We start from the raw sequence: 25,424 nt of genomic DNA, 5'->3' as shown, positions 1-25,424 counted from the left end.
TCAGCCTTTCAGGCAGGTGGCGTCTTGGAGGCGGACGGACTTCTGGTGGCGATACACCGCGATGATCAGAGCGAGCCCCACGGCCGCCTCAGCTGCGGCGACGGCGATGGAAAACAGCACGAAGATCACCCCGCTGGCCGGCGCGGGCGACGGGCCAAAGCGCCAGAAGGCGATGAAGTTGATGTTGGCCGCGTTGAGCATCAGCTCGATGCCGAGCAGCACGAGGATGGTGTTGCTACGGGCGAGCGCGCCGGTGAGGCCGATGCAAAACAAGGCGCTCGAAATGAGCAGGCAAAGGTGAAGTGAGCTCATGCGGCGTCCTCGGTTTTTGAGGGTTTATCGGTGGCGGCGAGCACCGTGGCCCCGAGCAGCGCGACGGTCAGGATCAGCCCGACGATGAGCAGCGCGGCCCCATGATGGTTCATCAGCTCCAAGCCGGTGTCTTTAACCGAAAGCGTGGGCGCGGCGGGTGTGGCGGCGGGGAGCTTGGTCGACAGAATCGCCGAACCGAGCACAGCGGCGAGGCAGGCCCCCACCGTGATGGCCGAAAACGCCCGCCACCGGGAGTCCGCCTCGACCGGCCGGGAAATCTCCGCGCCCTGGCGGGTGAGCAGCACCGCAAACAGCACCACCATCGAGATGGCGCCGACGTAGACGAGGATTTGGGCAAAGGCCACAAACTCGGCGCCGGCCCAGAGGTAAAAGGCGGCGACGCCGGCCCAACTGGCGACGAGCAGCAGGGCGCTGTGGATCAAGTTGCGCAGCAGCAGGGCGACGGCGGCGGAACCGAGCATCAGCCCGGCGATGAGGAAAAGGGCGACGGTCATGACGCGTAACGGTAGGTGCGCGGCGCGTAGCCGGCGGAAAGTGTGCGGCCAAGGAGCAGAAAGGGGGTCACCAGGAGGGCGAGGGAGATTGCCCAACGGACCAAGTTAAGCGGCCCAGACCAATGCGCGGTGAGCGACCAGAACGCGGCGTTGCCGACGTTGAGCAGGGCGAGCGGCACCAGAAATTGCCACGACAGGCGGGTGAGCTGGTCGATGCGCAACCGGAGCAGCGTGCCGCGAATCCAGATGAAAAACACCAGCATGCCGACGAGTTTCCCGATGAACCAAAGGTACGACGGGATGAACTCCAGGAACGGAGCCGGGGCCTGCCAGCCGCCGAGAAAGAGGGTCACGCCCAGCCCGCTCAGGGCGGTCAGGCTGAAATACTCGGCCATGAAGAACAGCGCGTATTTGAAACCCGAATATTCGGTGAGGTGGCCGGCGACCAGTTCGCTCTCGGCCTCAGGCAAGTCGAAGGGCGAGCGGTTGGTTTCCGCCAGGGTCGAGATGAGAAAAATGATAAAACCGGCAAAACCCCACGGGGTGAAAACAAACCAGTGCGGCAACAAACCGAAGGACCACACGCCCTGGCTTTGCACGATGGCCACGGTGGAGAGCGTACCGGTGACCAGCACGATAGGCACCACCGAGAGAATCAGCGGCAACTCGTAGCTGATCAGCTGGGCGAGGGCGCGCATCGCGGCGAGCAGGGAGTACTTGTTGCGGCTCGACCAGCCGGCCATGAACAGCGCGAGTTCAGAGGCGCAACCGGCGGCAAAGAAATACAGTAACGCCGCATCGAGTTCGACGGGGATCAGGTGGCGGCCAACGGGCAGCACCGCGAAGGTCATCAGCGAAAATGCCACCACCACCACAGGGGCGAGGAAGTGAAGGAGTTTATCGGCGGCGGCCGGCACGATGTCCTCCTTGGTGAGCGCCTTGATCGCGTCGGCAAACGGCTGGCTCAGGCCGAAGAGTTTGTGGCGCAGGTGAAAAGGCAGGATGGAAAACTTGGGCACGCCGGCGCGGTTGGGCCCGAGACGGTTTTGCAGGCGGCCGAGCAGCTTGCGTTCGGCGACAGTGGTGAAGGCAAAAAACAGGCTAAACCCCAAAACCACGGCGAGGATCGTGATCAGGTGGTGCCCAAGCCATTGCGCCGGGGCGGGCAGCAGTTGAACGATGGCATCGCGGAGCTCGATGGGGGCGCGTTCCAGAAACGGTTCGGAGGCGAGGACGGCGCTCATGGGGTGGCGGGAGGAGGAGTTTGCGGCGCCGGAACTGCGGGAGCTGCCGGGGCTGCGGGTTTAGCCGCGGCGGCAGCGGCTTTGGCGGCGGCCGCAGCTTTGGCTTTTTCCTCGGCGGCGAGTCGTTCGGCGGCCAGGCGGGCATCGACTTCGGCGGCCTCCACCGGATGGATCTTGTGATAGTAGGCGTTGGACTTGGCCAACTGCTCGCGGGTCAGCAGCAGCTCGGTGAACCGGTTGGTCGCGGTGATCTCAAACACCTTGTCCATTTTGATCGAGTCGAACGGGCAGACCTCCACGCAGATCTGGCAGCCCATGCACACCGAGGTATCGATGTTAAAGGTGGTCGGGTAGAACTGGGCCTTGCCGGTGGCATCGGGCTTCTTGTCCTTGCTGCGCACGATCACGATGCACTGGGGCGGGCATTCCTTTTCGCAGGTCAGGCAAGACACGCAGCGCAACGTCCCCATGGGATCGTCGGCGCTTTCGCTCACGAGGAAGGGGAAATTCCGATACGCCTCGCGCACGGGAATGTGCTGCTCGGGGTATTCGACGGTGACGAGGCGCGCGGGATCGTGAAAACTCCCGAGGAAGTTTTTGGCGGTGACCGCGAGGCCGTTGAGGATGCCGGTGCCGAGCATGGTGATGGGGCAGATACTAGAGATCAGCGGTCAGGTGACAGATGTCAGATGGCAGGATTCAGAACGCAGAGGGCGGGATTCCATGGCTCGGGGGCCCTTAGGCGAAGGGTGTTTGGGCTGATGCCAGACCGCTGATCGCTGATTTCTTTTAGAGTTCGTCTTCATACTAGCGGTCCACTTCGCCAAGGACGATGTCGATGCTGCCGAGGATCACCACGGAGTCGGCGAGGGTGTGCCCGAGGCACATGTCTTCGAGCAGCGTGAGGTTGATAAGGGAGGGCGGGCGCACGCGGTAACGGTAGGGATTGGGGCTGCCGTCGCTGATCAGGTGGAAGCCGATCTCTCCCTTGGGCCCCTCGATGCGGCCGTAGGCTTCGCCGGCTTTGGGGCGGTGTCCGCGCTGCTTGGCCTTGGAATCCATGATCGGGCCGGCGGGCAAATCGCGGAAGGCCTGGGCGAGGATTTTGACCGACTCACGCATTTCCAAAATGCGGATCATGTAGCGGTCGTAAGTGTCGCCGTGGTCACCGAGCGGCACGCGGAAATCGAAGCGTGAATAGAAACCGTAGGCGTCGACCTTGCGGATGTCGTAATCGACGCCGCAGGCGCGTAGGACGGGGCCGGTGATACCGGCGTTGATCGCCTGCGCGGGGGTGACGCGGCCGATGCCCTGGGTGCGGGCGAGCATGATCTCGTTACCGGTGAGCATGCGCTCGTACTCGTCGAGGAAGCGCGGGAAGTTCTCCACCAGTTTGCGGGCGGCTTCGAGCCACTCCGGCGTCGGATCCACACGGCAACCGCCGAAGCGCTGGTAGTTGCACATCATGCGCGAGCCGGTGAGCGACTCGAACAGGTCGATGATCTTTTCGCGCTCGCGGAAGGCGTAGAGCAACGGGGTGAACGAGGTACCGAGGTCGTTAAAAAGAAAGCCGACCAAACACGCGTGGTTCACCAGGCGGGTCATCTCGGCCAGGATGATGCGCAGGTACTGGGCGCGGTCGGGCACGGGCTGGCCGAGGAGTTTCTCGGCCGCGAAGGCGTAGGCCCAGTTGGTCGAGAGCGAGCACAGGTAGTCGAGCCGGTCGGTGTAGGGCATCGACGCCAGATAACTGGTGTTCTCGGCGATTTTCTCGTGGTTGCGGTGCAGGTATCCAAACACCGGTTTCAGCTTAACGATCAACTCACCGTCGAGGGTGGCTACCATGCGGAAAACGCCGTGGGTGGACGGGTGCTGCGGCCCCATCGAGACCTCCAACAAATCGCCGTGAAACGGGTCGTTTACCGATCGTATGATCGGGCCGGCGACAGGGGCGAAGGGCGAGGCGGCGGGGATGGAGCCGCAGGAATTGCCGGAAGGGTTCATGAGGCGGAAGGCGTGGGGTTGACCACGGGCATGGCGGCGGAGGGCGCGGCGGCGGCCGCAGCGGCGACGGCGGCTTGGTGGGCCTGAGCGCGGGCGAGCACGTCGCCGTGCGCGGTGGGCTCCCACTCGTAGTCGTCGGGTTCGACGTAGTCTTTGCGCATCGGGTGGTCGACAAACTCGTCCCAAAGCAGCAAGCGGCGCAGGTCGGGGTGTCCGGTAAAAACGATGCCAAAAAGATCGAAAATCTCCCGCTCCTGGAAGTCGCACGAGCGCCACACCGGCGTGAGCGACGGCAGGGTGACCGCGTCGGTGCGGTTTGCCGTGCGCAGGCGCACGATGACCGGGCCGTGTTTTTTGGCCATCGAGTAGAGGAAATACACCGCCTCGAAGTAACCCGGCTCAACGCGCACGGTTTTGGTTTCCACCACCTTGGCAGGGCCGCCGGCGGGATCGGCCACGGTGGTCTTGACGGTGTCGGTGATCTCTTTTTCCGGCCAGTCAATGCCGGTGACGTTGGAGCAATAATCCAGCCGCAACACCGGGTCGTCGCGCAGGAATTCGGCGATCTCGCGTGCGTGGGTGGCGTCGAGCAACAGCGCGTGTTCGGCGGCGGCGCCCGGGTTGGTGACGACGGCGACCGCGGCCGCTGGGAAACGGGCGAGAAGGCGGTCGCGGATCTGTTCGACGGTTTCCATATCAGGCGGTCGGCGGGGCGGGAGGCGACCAGAGGGCGGTGTTCTTGGAGGGGACGAGGTCGTGCGCGCCGTATTCAGGAATCGGGTGCTCGTTGTTAACGTCGGCGCGGACGTGGCGGGCGGCGTTGGGGCCGGTGAGCTTCTCGCCCTTGATCTTCTCCTGGAGCTTGATCAGGCCGTTGAGCAACGCTTCGGGGCGCGGCGGGCAGCCGGGGATGTAGATGTCCACCGGTAGAAAACGGTCGATGCCCTTGAGCACGCTGTAACCCTGCTTGAACGGGCCGCCGGAAATGGCGCAGGCACCCATGGCGATGCAGTATTTCGGCTCGGGCATTTGGTTCCAGAGGCGCACGACCAGCGGGGCCATCTTTTTGGTGACGGTGCCGGAGACGATCATCAGGTCGGCCTGGCGCGGCGAGGGGCGGAAAATCTCGGCGCCGAAGCGTGCAATGTCGAAGCGGGCGGTGGCGGCGGCGATCATCTCGATGGCGCAACAAGCCAGCCCGAACTGGATAGGCCAGATGGAATTGCTGCGGCCCCAGTTGTAGAGCTCCTCGAGGCTAGTTAACAAAATGCCGTGACGGCGAAGCTCCTCGCGCTCGGCATCGGTCATGGTGCCAGCGGCGGGGAAAGGCGTGTGCTTGATGTCGGAGGCGTTCATTTCCATTCGAGGTGACCGCGGTGCCAGAACCAGACGAGGCCCTCGGCGAGGAGAAGAATAAAGACCAGCATGGCCACCAACGCTCCGGTGGACAGGCCGGTGAACGCCACCGCGCAGGGCAACAGGAACAGGACTTCGACGTCGAAAACCAGAAACAGAATGGCGTAGAGGTAGTAGTGGGCCTTGAACTGGATCCACGTCTCGCCGCTAGCGGCCAGGCCGCACTCGTAGGTGGAGTTTTTCAGCGGGCCGGGCTTGGCCGGCTGGAAGAAGCGCACCCAGAGCCACGCCACGCCGAGCAACACGAGAGGGAAGGCAATCGCGACCCCCAGAAACAGGGCGAGGAAGGCGTAAGGGTGGGCGTTCATTTTAGGCGCTGGCTTCGGTCACTAAGCTACTCCCCAAGGCCCGACTCACAACGGGCAAGGCGTTGTGTTTCTTGGCGGAAGCCGTGCACTAATTGCCGCAACAGGCGAACCCGCACGCTTGTTAACCTGCTTATTTCCGGCACATTATGGCAGATTTAGCACCCTACCAGAAGCCACCATCCCGGCTGCCTATTACACCAATACGCTTTCAAGGTGATCGGAATTGGCCGGGACGACCAACCCTACATTTCCGAGCTCTGTACCAGGGTTGGCCGTCCCTGGCCAATTTGCCTCATCTTGAACGCGAATTAGTATTATACCCTACACGTTTCGATTTTGGGCTTTAACGCAAAGGCGCAAGGACGCGAAGAAGTGCAAGGGAGTCATTTATTTGTAGTACTTTGCGAACTTTCCGCCTCTGCGGCTTTGCGTTAAAAATAGCCCCGTTCGTTTAAGCTATTGGTATAGTCACCGCTTCAAGCGGGCCTTCACCGGTCCGCTTTTGTTGCGCCCCCCAACCCGCGAAAACACGGTAAACGGCGGAAGGGCTTGTGAGCGCACCCGTTCATGAAAAGAGTAACCCCACTCTCATGGCCTATAAAAAATCGATTCTCGCGTCCGCCTCGGAAGACCGCCTGGAAAAGCTGATCGCCGAACGCATCAAGCCCGACTCGGATAAAAAACACATTGATGCGCGGATCTGGGATCTTTTTGGCGAGGAGTGGTGCGTCATGTTTACCGACTTGTCCGGGTTTTCGCGTAACGTCGCCCAATTCGGGGTGATCCACTTCCTGCAAACGATTGCCGAATCCCACCGCCTGCTGATTCCGATTATCGAGGACCACGACGGTATTCTGCTCAAAACCGAGGGCGACAGCTTTCTGGTGATTTTCCGCAACCCGCCTAAAGCACTCACGGCCTCCATTCAGATGAATAAAGCGCTGGCCACTTATAACCAAAACCGCACGCCCGAGGAGCACGTTTTACTGGGTGTGGGCCTGGGCTTCGGCCGGGTTTTGCGCATCGGCGACAGCGATGTCTTTGGGGCCGAAGTAAACGCCGCCTCCAAACTCGGCGAAGACACGGCCAAAGCCTATGAAATCCTGGTCACCGAGGCGGCCTACCAAGCGCTGTCGACCAACGCCAACCTCGGGGTGAGCTTTGAGTTGTTGGCTGAAGCTCCGACTGGTTTCGGCAAAGCCTACAAGGTGCAGTTTAGCCGGACATAAACCCAGGGAGCCCTAATGCGCACGGGGGTACTCCGCCCGAATCAGCTCGGTGGCAAAGATCCCATGCTGAAATACCGCCTTGGCGTATAAACTAACAAAACACGGCCAGTCACCTCCGTGAATCCCGCCGAGCCACAAAGTCCGCAAAGCATTACCAAGAAATGATTTCCTTGCGATTCTTTGGATCCCTACGCCTTTGCGTTAAAGCCAATGCCTGTAAGGCATTCCTAAAAGTACCATAACCGACACAGCAGCAATCCCATGGGCGAGACGCCCATGCCACGTCAATCCCATGGGCGGGACGCCCATGCTACGTCCGGACGGGGCCGAGTGCCTTGGGCGTCCCGCCCTTTCATCGGCTCGTAACGTGGCATGGGCGTCTCGCCCATGGTCTTGATTTAGAGGTGATTAAATCTATCTTGGCCATGCCTTACAGGCATTGGCGTTAAAGCCTAAAATCGGAACGTGTAGCGGATATCCGTACCGATGGCCGTTACGGCCGATTAGAAGGCGGCGCGCACCCCGAAGGTCACCGCCCGGCCGGGGAGCGGGGCGATGTCTTTGATGTTGGCAAAGCTCGTCGCGTTACGCGCCGACTCGTCGGTCAGGTTGCTGCCTCGAATAAAGAAATCGTAGGTCGCGAAGCGGGTTTCCAGGCGGTAGCCGAGCGACACGCCGAGCAGCGCATAACCGTCGGTCGGGGTCTCGCCGGGGGCGCGTTGGCTTTGGCTGGCGGCCAGTTGCAGGTCGGTGCCGGCGCTCCACGGGCCACGCGTCCAGTCGAGGGCGATCAGGCCTTTAACCGGGGCAATCCGCGGCAGGTCGGGGCCGTCGGTTTCCTGGGCGCGGGTGTGATCGGCGTTGAGGCGCAGGTCGAGGGTGTGGCGGGTTTCGGCGATCAGGTGAAACGCGGTCTCCAGCTCCACGCCGTAGAAGCGGGCGTCGCGTTGGATGAAGCGGAATTCCGACAGGTCGTCGGTGGTGTCGCCGGGGGTGTTGAGATAATCGACCGTGGTGCCGGTATCGTTTTGGTAGATGTAGTTGTTAAACTGGGTAACGAAGCCGGTGAGCGCGCCGGTCATAAAGCCCTTGGTTTTGCGCAGGCTGAGTTCGGCCCCGAGCGCGCGTTCGTCCGCAAGGCTGGCGTCGCCGACTTCGTAGGCGTCGGTGGCGAGGTGGGGGCCGTCGGCGTAGAGCTCCTGGGCGTTGGGTGCGCGGGTGGTGTGAGTGAGGTTAAATGCGAGGGCGTAGGCCGGGGTGAGCGTGCGAATCACCCCGCCGGAAAGGCAAAGGGTGTCGCGGTCGTCGGTGCGGGCCGCGTAGGTGCGGGTCGGATGCCCCCCGGTATTGTTAAGAAAAAGGGCGCTATCAAATTGCTCAGCCTCAATCGCACGCGTCTCGTAGCGGGCGCCGGTCTGCCAGGTGAAGGCGCCGGTCTTGGCTTCCTCGAAGATGAAGAGGGCGTAGTTCTGGGTCTGGTTGGTCGGCATGTAGGCTTCATCGCCGACGGCGCTGAAGTCGCTGGCGCCCACCTCGGTGCCGAAGGCGCCGGTAAAGCCGGCCAGCGGGGCGTGGAGCAGTTCGACGCGGCCGTTGTAGCCGGTGTTGGTAAACGTGGTGCCGGGAGTGCCGCCGTCCATTTCGACGTGCTGGTAGTCGGCGGTGCCCAACTTGGTGCGCGCGCCGGTAAAGATGCCAAATTCACGTTTAAGGTCGGCGGCGAAGTCCCAGCGGCGCTGGGTGAGCTCGACGGACACGGTGCGTTCGTTGGGCACGCCATAGGTGGTGTCGAAGCCGTTGTAGTTGAGCCCGGCGTTGAAGTCAGGGCTCACGTAGGAGAGGCCGCCGGAGCCGCCCTGGCTTTGCAGCGAGGTATTGGGGATGTGGTTCTCGGTGGTGGCGTCGCCGGGCGCGGCGCGGCCGGGTACGCGTACATCGTCGGCCTCGCGGCGGAAGCCGTCGAGGTGCAGGACGAAGCCGGATTTGTTAACCCGGTCGGGGGCGAGGGCGATGTCAACGGTGCCGCCGTTGGCAATGCCGGAGGCGTTGGTGTCGTAGCGGCTTTCCAAGGTGCCGGTGACTGGGTTGGCAGGCAGCTCGGTTTCCATGCGGTGGTCGATCACGTTGACCACGCCACCGACGGCGGCCGACCCGTAGAGCAGGGCGGCGGGCCCGCGCACCACTTCGATGCGTTTGACGAGGAAGGGCTCAACGCTCACGGCGTGGTCGGGGCTGGTGGAGGAGGCGTCGAGGGTATCGAGGCCGTTTTGGAGGATGCGCACGCGGTTCGAGTCGAGGCCGCGGATGACCGGGCGGCTGGCGCCGGGGCCGAAGTAACTGGCGCTGATGCCGGGCAGGCCGGCGAGGGTTTCGCCGAGGGTGGGCTGTTGGCGCAGGGCGAGCGCCTGGCCGTCGAGCACGGTGGTGGCGGAGGTGAGCTCGGCCTGGCTGCGGGCGTAGGGCGAGGCGGTGGTGACGAAGGGCGCGAGGGTGACCGGTTCCGCTTCGGACGTGGCGAGCTGAGCTGCGGTCGGGGCCGCGCTGGGTGTTGCGGGAAGCGGGGCCGGGGGCGGCGTTTGGGCGTAGGCCAGCACAGGGCCGGCGGCAGCGAGAAGGAGGCAAAGGCGGACAGTTAAAGTCATGGTGTTATCAGGTGTGTTCGATGAACAAGGGCGTTGGCACGCACGCCGCAGCTTGCGCGCAAACGGGCGCGGCAAGGATAGGGTGCGATGGAACGCGGTGCAGGCAGGGCGATAAACAGGGGGCTTCGCACAGGAAGCCGCCCGAAGGACGAGGCAGGGGATTTAACCGAGGCCGGGCGGACCCCGAGCCGGCTGCAGTCGGTGCGGAGCGGGCGGAGGCAACTGCCGATCACTCGGCTGAGACTGGCTGACGCTCCACACCCGTTGCGGGCAGGTGAGGCGCGGCAGCGGCAGCGGCGCAGTCACACCGTGTTGAAAAAGGGATACGGCGCAGTCGGAGTCGTCGTGGGCCCCAGCGTGGGACGCGGCGTGTGACGCGCCATGGGGTTGATCGCCGCAGTGGCCGTCGGCGGCAGGAGCGTCAAAGGCGGCGTGAAGCCGCGCGTGGGTCTCCGGCGAGGCCGCGAGCAGCCCAAGCGTTAAAACCAGCCCGGCCAGCAGCCACGCAATCGCGCCTTGGACGCGGGTGACGGGGGCGGTTTTTGCGGGAGCGGAAGGCACGGCAGTTCGTAGTTATAACAGAGTCGTCAAGGGGGCACGTCCAGCACGAGCTGAGCCCCGTACATTTTGGCTGACGCCCCCGAAAAGCCTCGTTTTCCCGCGCTTATCAAAGCCGACGAGGGCGGCAGATGCGCCAACTCGGACGTTACTGCCGACTATCCCGCTCGGCGGCGGGCGATGAAGGACTGGTGGCCGTTCTCGGCGCGGTCTTGAAACACCGAAGCCAGCTCGAAGGGCCAAACCTCCTCGGCCACCTGCCAGTCGGCGTGAGCCACCGCAATTTTCTGCGCGTAGTCGAAATACTCCACATGGTCCGTGCGGAAACAGAAGCGGGCACCCTCCCCTGCCCGACTCGCCAACAAGGTTAAAAACTCGGTCTGCAACACCCGGTTTTTACAGTGCCGGCGCTTGGGCCAGGGATCGGAAAACAGCAGGAAAATCTCCGCGAGGCGGGTGTCGGCGGGCAGCGCCTCTAGGAAAAGCGTCACCTCGGCGTGGACCCAGGCGATATTGGTGAGGGCGGCGCGGGTGGATTTACGCGCGGAGCGCTCGAGGCGGTCGCCGATGATGTCGATGCCGATGCAGAACTTTTGCGGGTGGGCCTCGGCGTAGGCGGTCAAGTAGTGGCCGTGGCCGCTGCCGATTTCCAGGGTGAGCGGCAGTTGGGTCTGCAAGAGCGGAGCGAGGAGGGCGCGCAACTCGGTGAGACGGGAGGCGGTGATGGCTTGGGCGATTTCCAGCGGCATGAAGTGCTGAGGTGTTACGCAGGGCGGCGGCGGTGCTCAATCCCGAAGATGGGGAACCGACCGGAGCGGCCAGGCCGAATCCAGCCCAAGGTTGGCCGACAGTGGTAAAATCCGGGTACTCTGGTGTTGGAGAGGCGCGCCGCGTGCCTCTAGGGGTCCTTGAACTTTTCGAACACTCAAAAACAACAAAACCACGGCCAGCCCCCCCCCCGCCCCCCTTTCTCACCCGCCGATCCAGTCTCCAGGGCCAACCCTTTAGTGTCACCTAATAGGTGACACCTGGAGTTTGGCCTCTGACTAGTGCTTAATTGCGTAGATTAATGATAGTATTTCTGAGTTGGCTTCCCTTGACCTCGCGCTTGCGCCACTTGAACGGCTTGGCATTGGGCAGGTAGGCGGCGACGAAAGCGTCAATGGCCTGACTAAGTTCGGCGACGCTTCTGAAGTTCGCGCCCCGTAGCGCCTTCCTTGTTAGTATGCCGAACCAGATTTCAACTTGATTGAGCCAACTCGCCGAGGTTGGGGTAAAGTGGAAGTGGACATTGGGGTGCCGAGCGAGCCAAGCGTCGCACTTTTTGTGGGTGCAATAATTATCCAAAATCACGTGGAGTTCTCTCTCGGGCGGGTGATCCGCCACCACTTGGTCCATGAACAGCAGGAACTCCTCCCGGCGCTTAAGGGTGGTTTTCTGCGTCTTGATCAAGCCCGTGGCCACATCAAGGGCAGCGAACAAGTTGAGTGTACCGTGGCGCTTGTAGGTGCTTTTGAGTCCCTGGACGATTTTACCATTGTCGGTCTCCACGTAACCGGTGGCGCGCTCTAGGGCTTGGATGCCAGGCTTTTCATCCACACTTATCACCAATGCCTTTTCCGGTGGGCTCAGGTAGAGCCCGACGATATCGGCTGCCTTGGCTGCGAACTGCTTGTCAGTGCTCACGCACCACGAGCGCTGGCGCTGCAGGCAAATGCCCTCCTTGCGCAGCACTCGCCAGACCGCGTGCACCGAGCCGCCGAGCACACGGGCCACCGCTGGACCATCCCAGCGCGCCTGCCCCGGAGGGGGTGGCCCTTCCAATAAAGCCAGCACCCGATCTCGAAAGTCCTCACCGTAGGTGCGCTTCGCGCCCGGCCGTGCCGCATCATCCAGCCCCTTCATGCCAAGCAGCACAAAGCGATCCCTCCACTTTATTACGGTGTTCGGCCTGGTGTTGCAGCGGCGCGCCACCTCTTGCACCTGCTCGCCACTCACGCACCCAAGGATCATCCGGGCGCGCTCAACTCGCTGCCTCGACTCAATCCGGCTGGTTGCCCGTTTTTCTAGGGATTGCTGATCCCCCTCGCTACAAGTGATTCGCACGGCTTTTCGTCCCATCTACAAAGCGGATACAATATCACTTATTATTGCAAGTAAGCACTAGTTGGCCCGGAGAAGGCCGTAGAGATAAATGGGGCGTCGGGCCCATGGGAAAAAGCGTGGCCATGAACGATGGTGTCGGACCATGAGCACCACCACCAAAGTTCAGCGCATCATCCGCAAAAACAGTGAGCAGTGGTATGTGACATTACCCGCTTCCATCGCCCAGACGATGGGGTTCGCCAAGTCGGAGGCCGTCGAGTGGACCGTCACCGACGCGCATCATTTGGTCCTCTCACGCAGTCTGGTCGCGCCCGTTATGCCGGTCACGCCCGAGCTGGTGGACGTAGGCGTTAAAAAAAAGTCCAGTTGGGTTTATCCGATCGGCTGGGACGACTTATGAAACGGGCTTGTGCTGCGGCTTGCGCCGCCCCCGAGTGCGCCCGGAGACTGCAGGGGCATCTCATGGCGGCACTGGTTTCACCGTGCCGGGGGACTCTTACCAACCTGATTTGTCTGTGCGGGCGTGCCCAGCAGGACTGGACGGCCGACTACCGGTTGTATTCGCGTGACCGGGTGAAGCCGGCGGGGCTTTTCCGCACGGTCCTCCATGAGCTTGAGGTAAACCTGCCGGCGCTTACCCCGTTGGTGGCCGCCATCGATGACACCCTGGTACGCAAAACCGGGGTCAAGATCGACGGCGTCGGCTGGAAACGCGATCCGCTCGGCCCCGCGTTCCAAACCAACCTGGTGCGCGGCCAGCGCTATGTGCAACTCTCTGCGGCCTGGCCTGGTTCCGACGGACACGCCCGGATGATTCCGGTGGATTTCACCCACGCGCCGACGCCGCCAAAGCCGGGTAAAAAAGCCACTACCGACGAGGTTCAGCAGTACACGGAGAAGAAAAAACAGCAGCGGCTTAATGTCGTCGCGCTCGCCCGCATCCAGCAGCTTCGCCAGGCGCTGCCAGACACGCGCAAACTGGTGGTCGCCGGCGATGGCAGTTACACCAATGCGGTCGTACTCAAGGGCCTGCCCGCCAAGACCGTTTATATCGGCCGGATCCGCCGGGACGCCGTGCTCAACGCCCTGCCTGGACCACCCGCGGCCACCGGTCGCCCGCCGGTCTATGGCGCGCCGGTCCAGACCCCGGAAGAGCTGCGCACCGACGACACCGTGGCCTGGCAAAGCGTCGAGGCTTATGCGGCCGGAAAAAAGCACACCTTTAAAATCAAGACCCTCGGGCCGGTGCTGTGGCGTAAAGCCGGGGCGACGCTCCCGTTGCAAGTCATGGTGATCGCCCCGGTGGGCTACCGATTGCGCGCAGGCTCGAAGCTGCTCTATCGCCAGCCTGCCTTCTTGGTTTGCACCGACCCGGATATGCCCGTGGGTGACCAACTCCAGTATTACCTCTGGCGTTGGGTCATCGAGGGAAACTTCCGGGATGAGAAAACCCTGATCGGCACCGGCCAGGCACAACTGCGCACCGCCGCCTCCAACCGCAACCAACCCGCCGCCACCGTCGCCGCCTATGCGCTGTTGTTAATCGCCGCCCTGCTCTTCGGCGATCCTGCGGGGCAAACCCCTGATCCGCCGCCGCATCTTCGCCCGCCCAAATGGCGCACGCACTCTTCGGGCGCCTCGCCTGCGACCAGTTCCACGGGGGACCTCTTGCGCACCCTGCGCAGCGAATGCTGGGCCGACCAGATCGCCCCAGAGAGTTTCTCCGACTTCACGTCGACCGACCCTCCCTCCACGAACTCATCAAAAGCGCCACCCTTCTTGGCTGAAGCACTCTTCCGCGCTGCGTAACCGGGCCTCCGGCCGCTTCGCATCCACCTGCTTTTGGGGCCAAACTCCAGGTGTCACCTAATAGGTGACACTAAAGGATTGGCAAAGGATTGGCGGGCTGAGGCGGTTACCGTGGCGGTTGTGCGGGACCGCACCTGAAAGGGCAGGGGTCAAACGGGGACTGGCTGGAATGGCACTTAGTTAAGGGGTGTTATCGTCCGTCCTGGTTAGATCGCCCCTTCAGGGCTTGTGCACTTTACCTCATGATTCCTAGGGCGTTGCCCTAGGCTGTGGTAGTGAGCCCCGTTGGGGTGGTCGGGCCTAACTAATTGCCATTCACGTCTGACCCGAATGGTACTTAGTTAGGCCTGAATGGCACTTAGTTGGGGCCCGACCGCCCCAAAGGGGCACTCGATCCAAGCCTAGGGCAACGCCCTAGGAATCATGGATTAAGGTACACCTGCCCTGAAGGGGCGCCTTAACCGAAAACGACGATGGCCCCGCCTAACTCAGTGCCATTCACGTCCGCCCCAAGCCCCCGATGCAGACTGGAAGTCTGCGCTACTTCCCACCTCAGCTTTTGCGCTACTTGCCACCCGACCTCAGCGGCACGCAGACAAAAAACGTCGTGCCCTGCCCGAGCTGGCTCTCCACCCACACCCGGCCGCCGTGCAGTTGCACAATGTGCTTCACGATCGACAGCCCCAAACCCGTCCCGCCCGTCTCCCTCGAACGCCCCTTGTCCACCCGGTAAAACCGCTCGAATAGGTGCGGCAAATATTCCGCCGGAATGCCCGGCCCGTTGTCGCGCAGGCTCACCACCACTTCGTCCGCCGTGTGTAGGCGGGTCGCCAGCTGGATGCGCGACCCCTTCGGCGTGTACTTGAGCGCGTTGTCCACGAGGTTTTCCACCACTTGCGTGAACTTCAGCGGATCAAGGCCGAACGGCACAAGCCCCGGGTCATTGACCCACTCCAGCGTGTGGCCGGCGGCGGCAGGACGGCCTCGGTAGTCGTCGATGATCGCGGTGAGCAACGCCGGCAGGTCGGTGATCTCACGCTTAAGCCCCGGGTTGATCGACTCCAAGCGCGACAACACCAGCAGATCCTCCAGCAGTGAGTTGAGCCGCTCGGTGTGCCGCTGGATCGTTTTCAAAAAACGCTCACGGTCGTCGGCCGGGATATCGGCGTGGCCATCGACGAGGGTTTCCACGTAGCCCTTGATCACACACAGCGGGGTGCGCAACTCGTGCGACACGTTGGCGACGAAATCTTTGCGAACGACCTCCAGCTGCTTCTGCTTGGTGATGTCGTGTAGCACAAAAATCGTCCACAGCCCGCGCTCCCCATTTTGGCTGGGGATGGTGGTGCCGGTGACCTCCAACCACGTTGTGCGCCCTGCCTCGACAAATTCGACCTCCTGCTGGGGCCGCGACCTGCCCCGGCGAATGGCCTCGACGTGGGTCAAAAACGCCGCGCTGTGGAGAACCAGTTCGAGGCGGTGGCCGATGATTTGGTGGGCCGGACGCGGCGATATGGCCTGGATGGCCTTGTTGGCGAGCAGCACGTAGTTGTTGGCATCCACGATGAGCACGCCCTCCTGCAAGCTACCCAAGGTGGCCTCAAGCTGGGCGAGCTGCCCGGTGCGCTGCTGCTGCAACTGAGCGCACTCGGCGATGAGCTCGTTGCCCGCCACGCGCAGCCGCTCCCACGCCGAACCGGCCGCCCCGGGAAGGTCTTCGCTCAACAGCGGCTGCTTGCGAAAAATCGCCTGCTCCAAGGCCCGCACCGCCTGCCGATGCGACCAGATTTTCAGCCAGGCGAAAATCAATGCGGAGGCCAGAACAAGGATGATGAAGAAGGACATGGGAGAAGAAAACTCAGGGCAGACAGGCGTGCCGGGCTCACTACGGCAAGGCTAAGGACTGGAAGGCGGAGGATGGCCCTAAAAACAATACCTGTAAGGCATGCTTTACCTCGAGCAATCGGCATCGGAACGAGAACGAGTAGGATTAAGAGAACGAGAACGATACGGAGCTCGGAGGTGCCGCTGGCATGCCGATCGGTGGGTCGGTGATTGCTACCCTTTCTCATTCACACGCATAAAAACCTGGCTGCAGTTCACGATCACCGTACCAGCAACCAAACATCAAACCCCGGATTTTTAACCGCTAATGAACGCTAAGATACGCTAATGCAGAAGCCCTATATCCCAGGTTTTTATTAGCGGCCATTAGCGTTCATTAGCGGTAAACCGGTTCGTTTGTATTTCTTTGAGTGCGAAAGTGTCACCTCCCGACCTGCGCCAGCGCCGCGTACAGCGCCTGCAGGCGCGGCGCCGGCAGGCCCTTCGCCTGGGCGCGGCGCAGCGGCTCGCCCCAAATCGGCTCCAGCTCCAGCGGCTTGCCTGCCAAAAAGTCGAGCAGCGTGGACGGCTTGTAATCACCCATAGGCCGAGTGCGCTCGACTTGATCTTTCAAAAACGCGTCGGTTATCACCACCCCGTGCGCCGCCGCGATCGCCTGCACCTCGCGCATCAGCGCCCACACCTCCGCCGTGAGCTCGGCGGAAGCCAGAATATCCGCCGTGCTGATACCGCCGCGAGCCACCGCCAGGCCGTTGAACGGCACGTTCCACACCAGCTTGTGCCAGCGCGCGCCGGCTAGGCACTCGTTCACGCTCAGCTTCACCCCGGCCCGCCCAAACAAGTCGGCCAACGCTCGGGTGCGCTCCTGCGATGCTCCGGTGAACTCCCCCGCCACAATCTGGCCGGGCAACTTGCACTCAACGACGCCGGGTTCGACGCGGTTAACCCCCACAAAACACAACCCACCCACCGTGCGCTCCGGCCCCACTACGGCGGCCGCGGCCTCGTCAACGCCGAGGCCGTTTTGCAGATTCAAGACCACCGTGCCGGCGTGCAGTAGCGGCGGCAGCAACCGCGTTAACTGGTCGTTGGCCGTCGCTTTGAGCGTGATCACCACCAGATCGACCGGGCCGATCTCCTCCGGCGTCGCCGCCACCGACACGTCGGGCAAGGTAAAGTGCCCGTCCGGGGCGCGCACCACGATGCCGCGCGCGCGCAGCACCGCCAGGTCGCTGCGCGCCAGAAAACGCACCGCATTGCCCGCCCGCGCCAGCCGCCCGCCGTAGTACAACCCGAGCGCTCCCGAGCCGACCACCGCGATCGTTTTAAACAACGTAGACATGCCCCCGATTACGCGCCACGCAGCGCCCCGGCGGAAGCCTATTTTGGCGCCTTCGCAGGCGCAGGCGTTGGGGGCGGGCGAGCGCAGTCGCCGGCGCGGATTAGCAGGCCGTAACATTCAAAGTGTCGGATCAAACCACAGCAGTTTAGCCGCAAAAGAACGCAAGGAACGCAAAGAACAAACACTGTATTTCTATGCGTTCTCTGCGTTCTTTTGCGGCTAAAAGGATCGAAGTGTTTTCTGTTTTTTCAGGGCCGGCAGAGCCGACTCTTTAAATGTTACTGCCTACTTGGGGGACTTCTCAGTCGCATCGGGCTTCGCCGGCGCCTTGGGCACCGCGACCTCAAAGCCCTGATCATCGCGCGCGCCGGCGACCAGCGCGTTCGTCACGCCCTTGAGCTGCTGACGTTGCACCACCCCCAGAACCTGCAGGCGACGCAGCTCGGGCAACGGCTCGGGAAACCCGTTTATCAGCCGGCTCGTCGCAATGAGTTCCTCCAAATAAATCACCACAATCGGCCCGAACGCCGCGCCGCCCGGGCGCAAAAACACCAGCTCACCGGGGTTGAGTTTTAAGCGGTCCAACGGCGCCGGCGTAACACCCGTTGCAGCCGTCGCCCCGCTCCCCTCGCCCACCCCAGTCGCCTTGGCGTTCGCCGGCTCCGGAGCGGCGGGTTCGCCGATTGCCAACAGCTCGGCAGGGCCGTCCAGGCAGGCGATTTTCAACCCCTCGTTGTCCACCGCCTGCAACAACCACAGGCCCGCCGCAAGGCGCGCCGAGCCCCGCGCCGCGTCGATGCGCCAGCTCGCGCCCTTGGGCACCCGCACCAGCGCCGTGCCCGCCGTCAAACCCCCGCCCCCGCCCGCCAGCGGTGCCACCACCGCCCGCCGCCCCACCCGCCACCAACCCGCCTCGCCCACGCGCAGTTCAAACAACGACTGGTCGCCCGTGATCAACACCTCGCCCGCCGCCAGCTGCCGCCCCGTTTTGGGAAACTCCAGCCGTGCCCCGCCTTTTGCGTTCAAAGTCCGCAACATGACCCGCCCAGCCACGTGGCCCAGCGTGGGCGCCTGTTCCGCTGCCGCTTGCGCGCCCGCCGACACAGCCGCGTTCGCGTTCACCGCCCCAGAGGCTTGCACTTTCACCTCCGTAGCCACGGCTGCTGCAGCAGCCTCCTGCGCCTGCGCGCCCCCGTGCGACGCGCACGACCCAGCCAGCAGGCAGCCGAAAACCCAGCGTAACGTCGCGCTCATTTGGTGGTCATTCGGTAAACCCCGTCCCAATCCGCGCCGGGCGGGTGCTCCGCCATTTTCACGCACCGCGCCGCCATGATCAGCGAGGGGTTCGATTCCACGCCCATGTCGCGGCCCGGCTTCAGCGGCTCGTTCGCCGTCGCCGCATCAAAGCACCGCTTTGCCTCGGCCCACTCCTGCTTCAGGTACAGCGCCCGCCCCTTGGCAAACAACTCCAGGCACGTGAACGCCTCCTCCGACAAATAAACCGGAGACAGCGCGACGATTTCAAAAATCACCACCGGCTCGGTGCGGCCTTTCACCACGATGCGGTCCAGTTCGCGGAACACACACTCGCAGCCCGCCGCGCGCGCGCCTTCGACAGTCGCGCCTGTGGCCACCGTGTAGGCGCCAAACGTTTTGGCTCCGCTTTCGCAGCGTGCGGCCAAGTTAACCGTGTCACCCATCATCGTAAAATTAAACCGGTGACGTGATCCCATGTTGCCCACCACCACCTGGCCCGAGTTGAGACCGATGCGGGTGCGCATCGAATGCACCAGCGCGGGCCAGCGGTCGCCCTGCGCCGTCCACTCCTTGCGCAGTTCGCCCTGCCTCATCTGCATCTTGATGGCCGATTCACACGCCAGCCGCGCGTGCGTGGCGACCGGCACCAGCCCGCCGAACATGGCCACAATCGCGTCGCCGATGTACTTATCGAGCGCACCGCCACTGTCCTGCAAAATGTCGGTCATCGCCCCGAGGTACTCGTTGAGCAAATCGACCAAATCCACCGGCGAGAGCACCTCGGAGAACGCCGAAAAGCCCTGAATATCGCTGAAAAACGCGGTGATTTCGTCCTGGTGACCGCCGAGCTTGGGCTCGACGCGCGTCTCGACCATGCGGCGCACGAGTTCGGGCGAGACGTAGGAGCCGAACATCTTGCGGATGCGGTCGCGCTGGGCCTGTTCGTCGCGGATTTTTAAAAACGTGACGATCGACTGCTGCACGAGGAACGCGATGAGCGGAGCGGCCACCGGAATCATGAGGTTGCCCGCCGCCAGCATGCCCCAGGAGACCAAACCCAAGGCCAGCACGAGCCCGCCCACGGTGAAAAAGTACACCGTACGGAAATGGTCCAGCAGCCACGCCGCCAGCAGGCCAATGAGTAATATCCCCGCCAATACCGGCCAAAGCGCGGTGCGGATGAGATAATCGCCGCGCAGGATGTTCTCCATGGCGTTGATGTGCACGAGCACCTTGGCGCTGTTGGACTTAAGCGGGCTTGTTCCGATATCGGTCAAGCCGTTGGCGGTCTGCCCCACCACGAGGATCTTGCCTGCCACTGGCAGTGATTTCTCCGACTTCCCGAGCGTCATCCAATCCACCAACGCCTCAAAGGCGTATTGATACGAAACCCCTTTAATTCCGCCGGTTTTCAGTACCGGATCAGCAACCTCATAGCGGTAGTTAAGATGGTAGTACCCCTCCCGATCAATCGGTATGACATGATCACCGTTCGGGGCATGCAGCACGATGGACTCGCCCGGTTTCACGGTTATCGCCGTGGGTTCCACCTTCCAATACGACATCAGCGTGCCGAGCACGAAACTCGGAAAAACCCGAGTTCCAATCCGCGTAACAAAAGGAATTTTACGAATGATGCTGTCGTCCTCAGGATCGGCATCGAGCAGCGCAAAGCGGCTAACGCTCAGCAGTGGATTGATAGGAATGAGCAACCCTTTCATATCTGGCAAGGCGTTGACCACCTCAGGGGGAAGCCCAAGCGGCTCGGTCAGCCCGAGCCGCTTGGCCGGCTTGCCCTGGGCCAAAATCCCCTTGGCGGCTTGGGTCGCGTTTGCACCCATCGTAATGGGATAACCCGCACCGACCAAGGACGCCGCAAACGCTTGGTCAACGAGCGGATCTCTATCTTCATCCAAAAACACAAAATCCCAGCTCATGGTCGCGGGGCGCACTTCGGGGAATTTCCCCAGCCATTCCATAACCTGGCCATGAATCTGGCGATCAAACGGCCATTTACCCTGAATATCCAACGACTGCTGGTCGATTTCCAACAGCACGACCTGGCCGGTGGGTTCCACGAAGCTGTACTTTGCCCGCAACTGCAACCGGGAGTCCTCCGTCAGCCACTCCAGTCGGCGCAGCGGGAGCACGCCGGTGCACAACATCACGGCCGTGCCGATCAGCAGGCTCGCCCCGATTCGCAGGCGCCAAACCGGTGGAATTCTGAGCAAGAAGGCAGGGGTAAGCGTAGAAATTTTCACCTGAGGTAAAATTCCTTGTATCAACCGAGGCACTAGACGAAACAATAGTGTAAGTTTTATGCGACTTTCTACCCCGTTTGTTGTCTTAGGCCTCGTTTTTTGCCTAGTTGTCGATCTCGCCGCGCAAAGCGTGCGTGTGGTCTTTGTAAGCGGCCAGGCTTCGGTCCAGCGCCCTGAGGAACCCGCCCTGCGTCCCGCCGTCAAGGGCGAGACGGTCATCATCGGCACGCGCATCGTCACCGGTGCCGACGGCCGCTTGGTCCTCACGCCGATGCCCGGCATCAAGTCCATCGTCACCCCCAACACCACGCTGCTGCTCGAAAGCGCGACCGAGAACCGCACCTCCGACACCAACGTCACCCAAAAAGTGGTGCTCGACCTCAAAGAGGGCTCGGTCGTTTCCGACCTGCAAAAGCCCGAAGGCGTCACCTACGATTACAGCATCCGCACGGCGCGCGGCTTGGCCGGTGCGCGCGGCACCACCTATACCGTCGGCATCAACTCGGCCGGCATCCAGACCATCGTCGTCGCCCACGGCGCCATTTCGATTAACTTCAGCGACGGCAGCAAGATGACCCTCGCGCCCGGCCAACTCTCCGTGACCAAGGCCAACGGTCAGAGCCAGAAGGTGGAGAACATCAGCCAACTTTCCCCCGAAGACCAAAAGGTCGCGCAAAAGGGTGCTGAAACCACGATTGCGGCCATCGCCACCGCGATTGACGCCGGCATCAGCGTAGCCCCCGAAGCGCTCAACAACGCGCTCGCCGCCGCCAAGGATTTGGGCGTCACGATTTCGCCCGAGACGCAGAAGTCGGTCGACGGTGCCCGCGACACCAGCGACGCGCCCCCGCCTGAACCCGCCCCCGGCGACGCCCCGCCTCCTGGAGACGCCCCTCCGCCCCTGCTCCCGCCCCCGGGCTCGACCCTTCCTCCGCCCCCCCCCCCTAACATCAAGGAAGTCACCGCCAAAACCGCCCTCGACCTTTTCCTCGAGCGCCTGCCTGACTCCCTGCGGCCCGCCTTCCGTGCCCTGCACCCTGAAATCCAAAACCTGTTGGTCGCCCTCAACGAGGTCGACATTGCAGTGTTCGTCCTCCGCCCCGATCCCCAAACCGGCGTGGCGTTCACCTTCGCCGACCTGCGCACCCACCTGGCGGCCTTTAACGACCTCAAAAAGTCCAACCCCGGCGCCTTCCTCATGGTCAAGGAAATGGCGGGCCCGGGACTGGTGAACATGTCCAGCAGCCCCGATCCGCTGCAGTGGAGCCCCGGCGCCTTCGCCCGCACCCTCGCCAGCTGGAACGCCCTGACCGCCACCGAGCGCGCCTTCATCATCGATCTGGGCGCCGGCGACGCCATCATGGACACCAGCACCGGCTACATTCAGGCCCTGCTGGCGCGGTTCTCACCCTCGGAAATCGCCCTGATTAGCGCAACCGGAGCGGGCCGCCATCTTGCCGATCTGGCCAGTGGTCTCTCCGCACAGACGTTCCTGAGCAACATCGCTGGACTGTCGGCAACCCAGCATGCCGTCATGAAGGACTTCGATGCATCGCCACAAAACTTCGGGAGCCTTCAACTGCTCGCCGTTCAAGCCCTCGACCAAGCCTCCGAAGCCGACCGCCTGCTTATGAAACAACTCGGCGTTGGCCAACGCATGGTCAACGAATTCGGCAGCCCGCCCCGCAGCAATTCAGCCCTCATCACTGGCGCAGTTGCTTTCTACAACTCACTCAATCCGGCCGAACAAGCCGCCGCCCGCGCCCTCAGGCTTGGCCATATTTTCTACGAACACCTCGCCGGTGAAACGTATGCCGACACCAGCTTGACCGCCCTTCAGCGCGTCCAGCAGTTGACCGGATTTTACCTGTCCAACCCGACTCTCCGGCAATCGCTGGAGGACAGCCGCATCCTTTCCTTCGAGTCGCTCCCGGAGAACTTCCTCGTCGCTGAAACCGGCTCCACTCCTCACGGTTCGCTCGTCGCCACCCTCGCCGACTACGACGGCCTGCCCGCCCCCACCCGCGCCTATTTGGACATCACGCACGACAGCAAAATTAATTTCTATGAACTGGCCAACCCCCTGATCAGCGGAGGCTCCTCCTCGCTCCGTCCGCTAGCAGATATTAATATGCTGCTAAACGGACTCACTGACGCCCAGTTTTCCATCCTAATCGAATTGGATTTAAGCGCTGCAATCCTCGGTGGCTATGACCCCAACGGCCCGGGCAACGGCCCCAACCCCTTCTTCGAGCTGCTCAACACCACTGACCGCGTCGCCGACCTTAAGGCCAATATTGACGCTTTTTCTGTCCTTCCTGCATTCCACAAACAGGTGCTACGCGAGCTGGGCATCATCGGCACCGGCGGGGTCTCCATCATCGGGGCTGACACCGTCGGTCTCGACCGCCTACTCACCGCTTATGGGGCCCTGCCCGCTGCCCTGCGCGCCACCACCGAGCGCATCGATGAAACTCGCCTCCCGGGAGCGGGCGCCTCCTTTAATTACAACGTAACCCCAGGCGTCCCGAACAGTTTCTTTTTCACCAATGGTAATATCGCTGCCGTCGAGATGTTTAACGTCCTCTTCTCCTCGGGGGGAGATCTCCACGTTGGCGCCACCCGTTTTCTCAAAATCAACAACTCGGGCCTTAGCGCCAACGCCGCCTTCACGGTGGGCACCAACCACGACCTCTACCTGCGCGCCGCCGACCTGATAGACCTCACCGGCAACAGCTCCACCGGTATGATGTTCTCCAACAACATCCGCAGCATCACCATGGCGGCGGCGACCATCAACCTGACCAATGTTTCCTTCCCTATCGGCTCGGTCGCATCACTCAATTCGCGCGACACCGGCGGGGTTAACTTCGGCTCAAGCATTCCCGGTCGCGTTAATTTCGTGAGCAACGTGACCTACGGCACCCAAACCCTCACCTCGACGGCAGATCTGTTCGGCGCCACCAGCCAGAACAAAGCCAACGGCAACATCGCCATCGGCACCCTAACCGCGCCGGCCGTACTGCCCACCCACGTCGCACAAGGAACAACGCGAACAGCCCCCTGAGTCCCTAACGCATCATTCCGGCCCTTCCGCCCGCTCCTAGCCCTTCTCACGCTGCCACCTTCGCCTCCTTGTAATGAAATACCCGCTCCTGCTCGCGCTGCTCGCCTCTCCCGCCGCCCTCTTCGCGGCCGACACCAGCCAAACCATCATCGACCGCGCCCAGCAGGCCACTCCTCCCTCGGCCACCCCTCCCGTTGCCCCCGGGGTCGCCGTCAGCCCCGGTGACGCCGACGCCGGCAACCAGCGCATCGCCGAAAAACGCACCAGCCCGGTCAAAGTCGCCGTCGCCTACGACGGCCAGTTTTATTACACCGACAACGTCACGCTCGTCTCGCCCGGCTCAGTTAAAGAAAACGCCGTCATCCTCGCCCAAACCCTGTCGGTGCGCGGCGAATTCAAGTCCGTGGCCCTCGGCGAAGGCATGCTCACGCCCTCGGTCGGCCTCGTTTACCAACGGTTTTACCACGGCATCGGCGAAGGCATGGACTCCAGCAACCTCGACTTCGACTCCTTCTCCCTGCCCTTCGGCCTGCGCTACCGCTTCGGCGCCAACTGGGAGGCCAACCTGGGCGTCACCACCAATGCCGTTTACGGCAACGATCCGGCCACCAACTACCACCAAATCCTGCGCTCCCACACCCCCGCTCTCGGCCTGCGCAAAATGATCGGCATCTCCGACACCCAAATTCTCAGCTTGGGCACGAGCGTGAGTTACGCCGTCACCACCGCGGATGACGCCGACGGGCTTTTCCGCGACGACCGCAACGACAAAACCGACTACGCCGCCGACGCCGCTTATTATCTCTTGCTGGGCAAATGGACGGTCGGCCCGACCGTGCGCGTCAGTTACACCGATTACCTCCACTACCAGGAAGCGATCTTTTCCGACGCCAACCGCCGCGACATCACTGCGTCCCTCGGCCTGAGCCTGAGTTACACGCTCCGCCCCTGGGCCTCGGCCCGCCTGTATTCCAGCTACGACCTCCGCAAGCCCCAGGGCACGGATGATGGCGGCTACGCCTACACCAGCAAAACCCTCGGCCTCGGCCTAAGCCTGAGCGCCGAGTTCTGAGTTTAGTTAAGGTTCGAGTGGGTCTTACCGCATCCTTGAGCTCACGCTCAAGGCCACACCCCGCTTGGACACACTCCCCGTGGCCTTGAGCGTGAGCTCAAGGTTTTTGCCCAAAGGGATCCAGGGCCCACGAACCGACGAGTAGGCAGTAACATTTAAAGTGCCGGATCCAACCAAGGCAGTTTAGCCGCAAAAGAACGCAAAGGGCGCAAAGAACAAACCCTGTATTTCTATGCGTTCTTTCGTGGCTAAAAAGATCGATGTTTGGCGTTAATTTTAAAGTATCGGATCTAGGATCAGCCCTAACCCCAAAGCCGAAATTTTTCAGCCCGAGGTCGATCCGTTTGTCACGCGAAGGGGTTTAAGTCGGAAGAAGTATCAAGCAAAGGCGGCATCGGACCAGTCCTTCGCCCCCTTTTAATCCTTCGCGAGACAAC

21 protein-coding genes are annotated in these 25,424 nt (G+C 62.5%); 5 read left to right on the top strand and 16 right to left on the bottom strand.

What is annotated here, in order from left to right:
- The 8 genes from nuoK to ndhC form a co-directional block, all read right to left on the bottom strand.
- Positions 1 to 312 carry an NADH-quinone oxidoreductase subunit NuoK gene (nuoK, locus tag H2170_17480; protein ID MCS6301864.1) on the bottom strand — a complete coding sequence of 104 codons (312 nt, stop codon included), beginning with the start codon at positions 310 to 312 and terminating at the stop codon, positions 1 to 3.
- Positions 309 to 794, bottom strand: a complete 486-nt coding sequence (locus H2170_17475; protein ID MCS6301863.1) for an NADH-quinone oxidoreductase subunit J — start codon at positions 792 to 794, stop codon at positions 309 to 311. The genes nuoK and H2170_17475 overlap by 4 nt, the downstream gene beginning before the upstream one ends.
- A 29-nt stretch (positions 795 to 823) precedes the next feature.
- Positions 824 to 2,071, bottom strand: coding sequence for an NADH-quinone oxidoreductase subunit H (locus tag H2170_17470; GenBank protein ID MCS6301862.1), 1,248 nt, complete (start codon positions 2,069 to 2,071; stop codon positions 824 to 826).
- A complete protein-coding gene (locus H2170_17465) occupies positions 2,068 to 2,712 on the bottom strand; it encodes a 4Fe-4S binding protein (GenBank protein MCS6301861.1) in 645 nt (214 codons plus the stop codon). The genes H2170_17470 and H2170_17465 overlap by 4 nt, the downstream gene beginning before the upstream one ends.
- Before the next feature lie 166 nt (positions 2,713 to 2,878).
- The gene (locus tag H2170_17460) at positions 2,879 to 4,075 is read right to left on the bottom strand and encodes an NADH-quinone oxidoreductase subunit D (GenBank protein MCS6301860.1); all 1,197 of its coding nucleotides are present in this window, start codon (positions 4,073 to 4,075) and stop codon (positions 2,879 to 2,881) included.
- A complete protein-coding gene (locus tag H2170_17455) occupies positions 4,072 to 4,770 on the bottom strand; it encodes an NADH-quinone oxidoreductase subunit C (protein ID MCS6301859.1) in 699 nt (232 codons plus the stop codon). The genes H2170_17460 and H2170_17455 overlap by 4 nt, the downstream gene beginning before the upstream one ends.
- 1 nt (position 4,771) lies before the next feature.
- Positions 4,772 to 5,383 (bottom strand): NADH-quinone oxidoreductase subunit B, encoded by a 612-nt coding sequence (locus H2170_17450; protein MCS6301858.1) that lies wholly within the window; start codon positions 5,381 to 5,383, stop codon positions 4,772 to 4,774.
- Positions 5,384 to 5,427: 44 nt separating this feature from the next.
- Positions 5,428 to 5,799: an NADH-quinone oxidoreductase subunit A gene (gene ndhC / locus H2170_17445; GenBank protein MCS6301857.1), complete on the bottom strand. Its 372-nt coding sequence runs from the start codon at positions 5,797 to 5,799 to the stop codon at positions 5,428 to 5,430.
- 590 nt (positions 5,800 to 6,389) lie between these two features.
- Here ndhC and H2170_17440 point away from each other — a divergent pair.
- Positions 6,390 to 7,028: an adenylate/guanylate cyclase domain-containing protein gene (locus H2170_17440; protein MCS6301856.1), complete on the top strand. Its 639-nt coding sequence runs from the start codon at positions 6,390 to 6,392 to the stop codon at positions 7,026 to 7,028.
- 503 nt (positions 7,029 to 7,531) lie between these two features.
- Here the strand turns inward: H2170_17440 and H2170_17435 are convergent.
- The 4 genes from H2170_17435 to H2170_17420 form a co-directional block, all read right to left on the bottom strand.
- Positions 7,532 to 9,670, bottom strand: a complete 2,139-nt coding sequence (locus H2170_17435; protein ID MCS6301855.1) for a TonB-dependent receptor — start codon at positions 9,668 to 9,670, stop codon at positions 7,532 to 7,534.
- 162 nt (positions 9,671 to 9,832) lie between these two features.
- Positions 9,833 to 10,231, bottom strand: coding sequence for a hypothetical protein (locus H2170_17430; GenBank protein ID MCS6301854.1), 399 nt, complete (start codon positions 10,229 to 10,231; stop codon positions 9,833 to 9,835).
- Between the two features lie 155 nt (positions 10,232 to 10,386).
- On the bottom strand, positions 10,387 to 10,977 hold the full coding sequence (locus H2170_17425; GenBank protein MCS6301853.1) for an SAM-dependent methyltransferase: 591 nt from the start codon (positions 10,975 to 10,977) through the stop codon (positions 10,387 to 10,389).
- 304 nt (positions 10,978 to 11,281) lie between these two features.
- Positions 11,282 to 12,349, bottom strand: coding sequence for an IS630 family transposase (locus tag H2170_17420; GenBank protein MCS6301852.1), 1,068 nt, complete (start codon positions 12,347 to 12,349; stop codon positions 11,282 to 11,284).
- Positions 12,350 to 12,476: 127 nt separating this feature from the next.
- Here H2170_17420 and H2170_17415 point away from each other — a divergent pair, with 127 nt between their 5' ends.
- Together H2170_17415 and H2170_17410 are read left to right on the top strand one after the other, a co-directional pair.
- The gene (locus H2170_17415) at positions 12,477 to 12,734 is read left to right on the top strand and encodes a hypothetical protein (GenBank protein MCS6301851.1); all 258 of its coding nucleotides are present in this window, start codon (positions 12,477 to 12,479) and stop codon (positions 12,732 to 12,734) included.
- A gap of 62 nt (positions 12,735 to 12,796) precedes the next feature.
- On the top strand, positions 12,797 to 14,143 hold the full coding sequence (locus H2170_17410) for a transposase (GenBank protein MCS6301850.1): 1,347 nt from the start codon (positions 12,797 to 12,799) through the stop codon (positions 14,141 to 14,143).
- A gap of 564 nt (positions 14,144 to 14,707) precedes the next feature.
- Here the strand turns inward: H2170_17410 and H2170_17405 are convergent.
- The 4 genes from H2170_17405 to H2170_17390 form a co-directional block, all read right to left on the bottom strand.
- Complete coding sequence (locus tag H2170_17405) at positions 14,708 to 15,988, bottom strand: PAS domain S-box protein (GenBank protein MCS6301849.1); 1,281 nt, start codon at positions 15,986 to 15,988, stop codon at positions 14,708 to 14,710.
- A gap of 421 nt (positions 15,989 to 16,409) precedes the next feature.
- Complete coding sequence (locus tag H2170_17400; GenBank protein MCS6301848.1) at positions 16,410 to 17,321, bottom strand: 2-dehydropantoate 2-reductase; 912 nt, start codon at positions 17,319 to 17,321, stop codon at positions 16,410 to 16,412.
- A gap of 294 nt (positions 17,322 to 17,615) precedes the next feature.
- A complete protein-coding gene (locus H2170_17395) occupies positions 17,616 to 18,356 on the bottom strand; it encodes a hypothetical protein (protein ID MCS6301847.1) in 741 nt (246 codons plus the stop codon).
- A 224-nt stretch (positions 18,357 to 18,580) separates the two neighbouring features.
- The gene (locus H2170_17390) at positions 18,581 to 20,848 is read right to left on the bottom strand and encodes an adenylate/guanylate cyclase domain-containing protein (GenBank protein ID MCS6301846.1); all 2,268 of its coding nucleotides are present in this window, start codon (positions 20,846 to 20,848) and stop codon (positions 18,581 to 18,583) included.
- Positions 20,849 to 20,906: 58 nt separating this feature from the next.
- On the opposite strand from H2170_17390, the gene H2170_17385 reads away from it, so the two are divergent.
- Together H2170_17385 and H2170_17380 are read left to right on the top strand one after the other, a co-directional pair.
- Positions 20,907 to 23,915, top strand: a complete 3,009-nt coding sequence (locus tag H2170_17385) for a FecR domain-containing protein (GenBank protein MCS6301845.1) — start codon at positions 20,907 to 20,909, stop codon at positions 23,913 to 23,915.
- A gap of 73 nt (positions 23,916 to 23,988) precedes the next feature.
- Positions 23,989 to 24,987: a hypothetical protein gene (locus tag H2170_17380; protein MCS6301844.1), complete on the top strand. Its 999-nt coding sequence runs from the start codon at positions 23,989 to 23,991 to the stop codon at positions 24,985 to 24,987.
- Positions 24,988 to 25,424 lie beyond the last annotated feature (437 nt).

Source organism: Opitutus sp. (assembly GCA_024998815.1).
Lineage (GTDB): Bacteria > Verrucomicrobiota > Verrucomicrobiia > Opitutales > Opitutaceae > Rariglobus.
This window is presented reverse-complemented; position numbering and strand designations above follow the sequence as displayed.

What these genes read in the sequence shown, in the direction of transcription:
- H2170_17405 (MCS6301849.1), bottom strand. Translation starts at nt 15,988, where the DNA reads ATGTCCTTCTTCATCATCCTTGTTCTGGCCTCCGCATTGATTTTCGCC.
- H2170_17455 (MCS6301859.1), bottom strand. Translation starts at nt 4,770, where the DNA reads ATGGAAACCGTCGAACAGATCCGCGACCGCCTTCTCGCCCGTTTCCCA.
- H2170_17420 (MCS6301852.1), bottom strand. Translation starts at nt 12,349, where the DNA reads ATGGGACGAAAAGCCGTGCGAATCACTTGTAGCGAGGGGGATCAGCAA.
- H2170_17385 (MCS6301845.1), top strand. Translation starts at nt 20,907, where the DNA reads ATGCGACTTTCTACCCCGTTTGTTGTCTTAGGCCTCGTTTTTTGCCTA.
- H2170_17465 (MCS6301861.1), bottom strand. Translation starts at nt 2,712, where the DNA reads ATGCTCGGCACCGGCATCCTCAACGGCCTCGCGGTCACCGCCAAAAAC.
- H2170_17440 (MCS6301856.1), top strand. Translation starts at nt 6,390, where the DNA reads ATGGCCTATAAAAAATCGATTCTCGCGTCCGCCTCGGAAGACCGCCTG.
- H2170_17410 (MCS6301850.1), top strand. Translation starts at nt 12,797, where the DNA reads ATGGCGGCACTGGTTTCACCGTGCCGGGGGACTCTTACCAACCTGATT.
- H2170_17380 (MCS6301844.1), top strand. Translation starts at nt 23,989, where the DNA reads ATGAAATACCCGCTCCTGCTCGCGCTGCTCGCCTCTCCCGCCGCCCTC.
- H2170_17450 (MCS6301858.1), bottom strand. Translation starts at nt 5,383, where the DNA reads ATGACCGATGCCGAGCGCGAGGAGCTTCGCCGTCACGGCATTTTGTTA.
- nuoK (MCS6301864.1), bottom strand. Translation starts at nt 312, where the DNA reads ATGAGCTCACTTCACCTTTGCCTGCTCATTTCGAGCGCCTTGTTTTGC.
- H2170_17435 (MCS6301855.1), bottom strand. Translation starts at nt 9,670, where the DNA reads ATGACTTTAACTGTCCGCCTTTGCCTCCTTCTCGCTGCCGCCGGCCCT.
- ndhC (MCS6301857.1), bottom strand. Translation starts at nt 5,799, where the DNA reads ATGAACGCCCACCCTTACGCCTTCCTCGCCCTGTTTCTGGGGGTCGCG.
- H2170_17425 (MCS6301853.1), bottom strand. Translation starts at nt 10,977, where the DNA reads ATGCCGCTGGAAATCGCCCAAGCCATCACCGCCTCCCGTCTCACCGAG.
- H2170_17415 (MCS6301851.1), top strand. Translation starts at nt 12,477, where the DNA reads ATGAGCACCACCACCAAAGTTCAGCGCATCATCCGCAAAAACAGTGAG.
- H2170_17470 (MCS6301862.1), bottom strand. Translation starts at nt 2,071, where the DNA reads ATGAGCGCCGTCCTCGCCTCCGAACCGTTTCTGGAACGCGCCCCCATC.
- H2170_17460 (MCS6301860.1), bottom strand. Translation starts at nt 4,075, where the DNA reads ATGAACCCTTCCGGCAATTCCTGCGGCTCCATCCCCGCCGCCTCGCCC.
- H2170_17475 (MCS6301863.1), bottom strand. Translation starts at nt 794, where the DNA reads ATGCTCGGTTCCGCCGCCGTCGCCCTGCTGCTGCGCAACTTGATCCAC.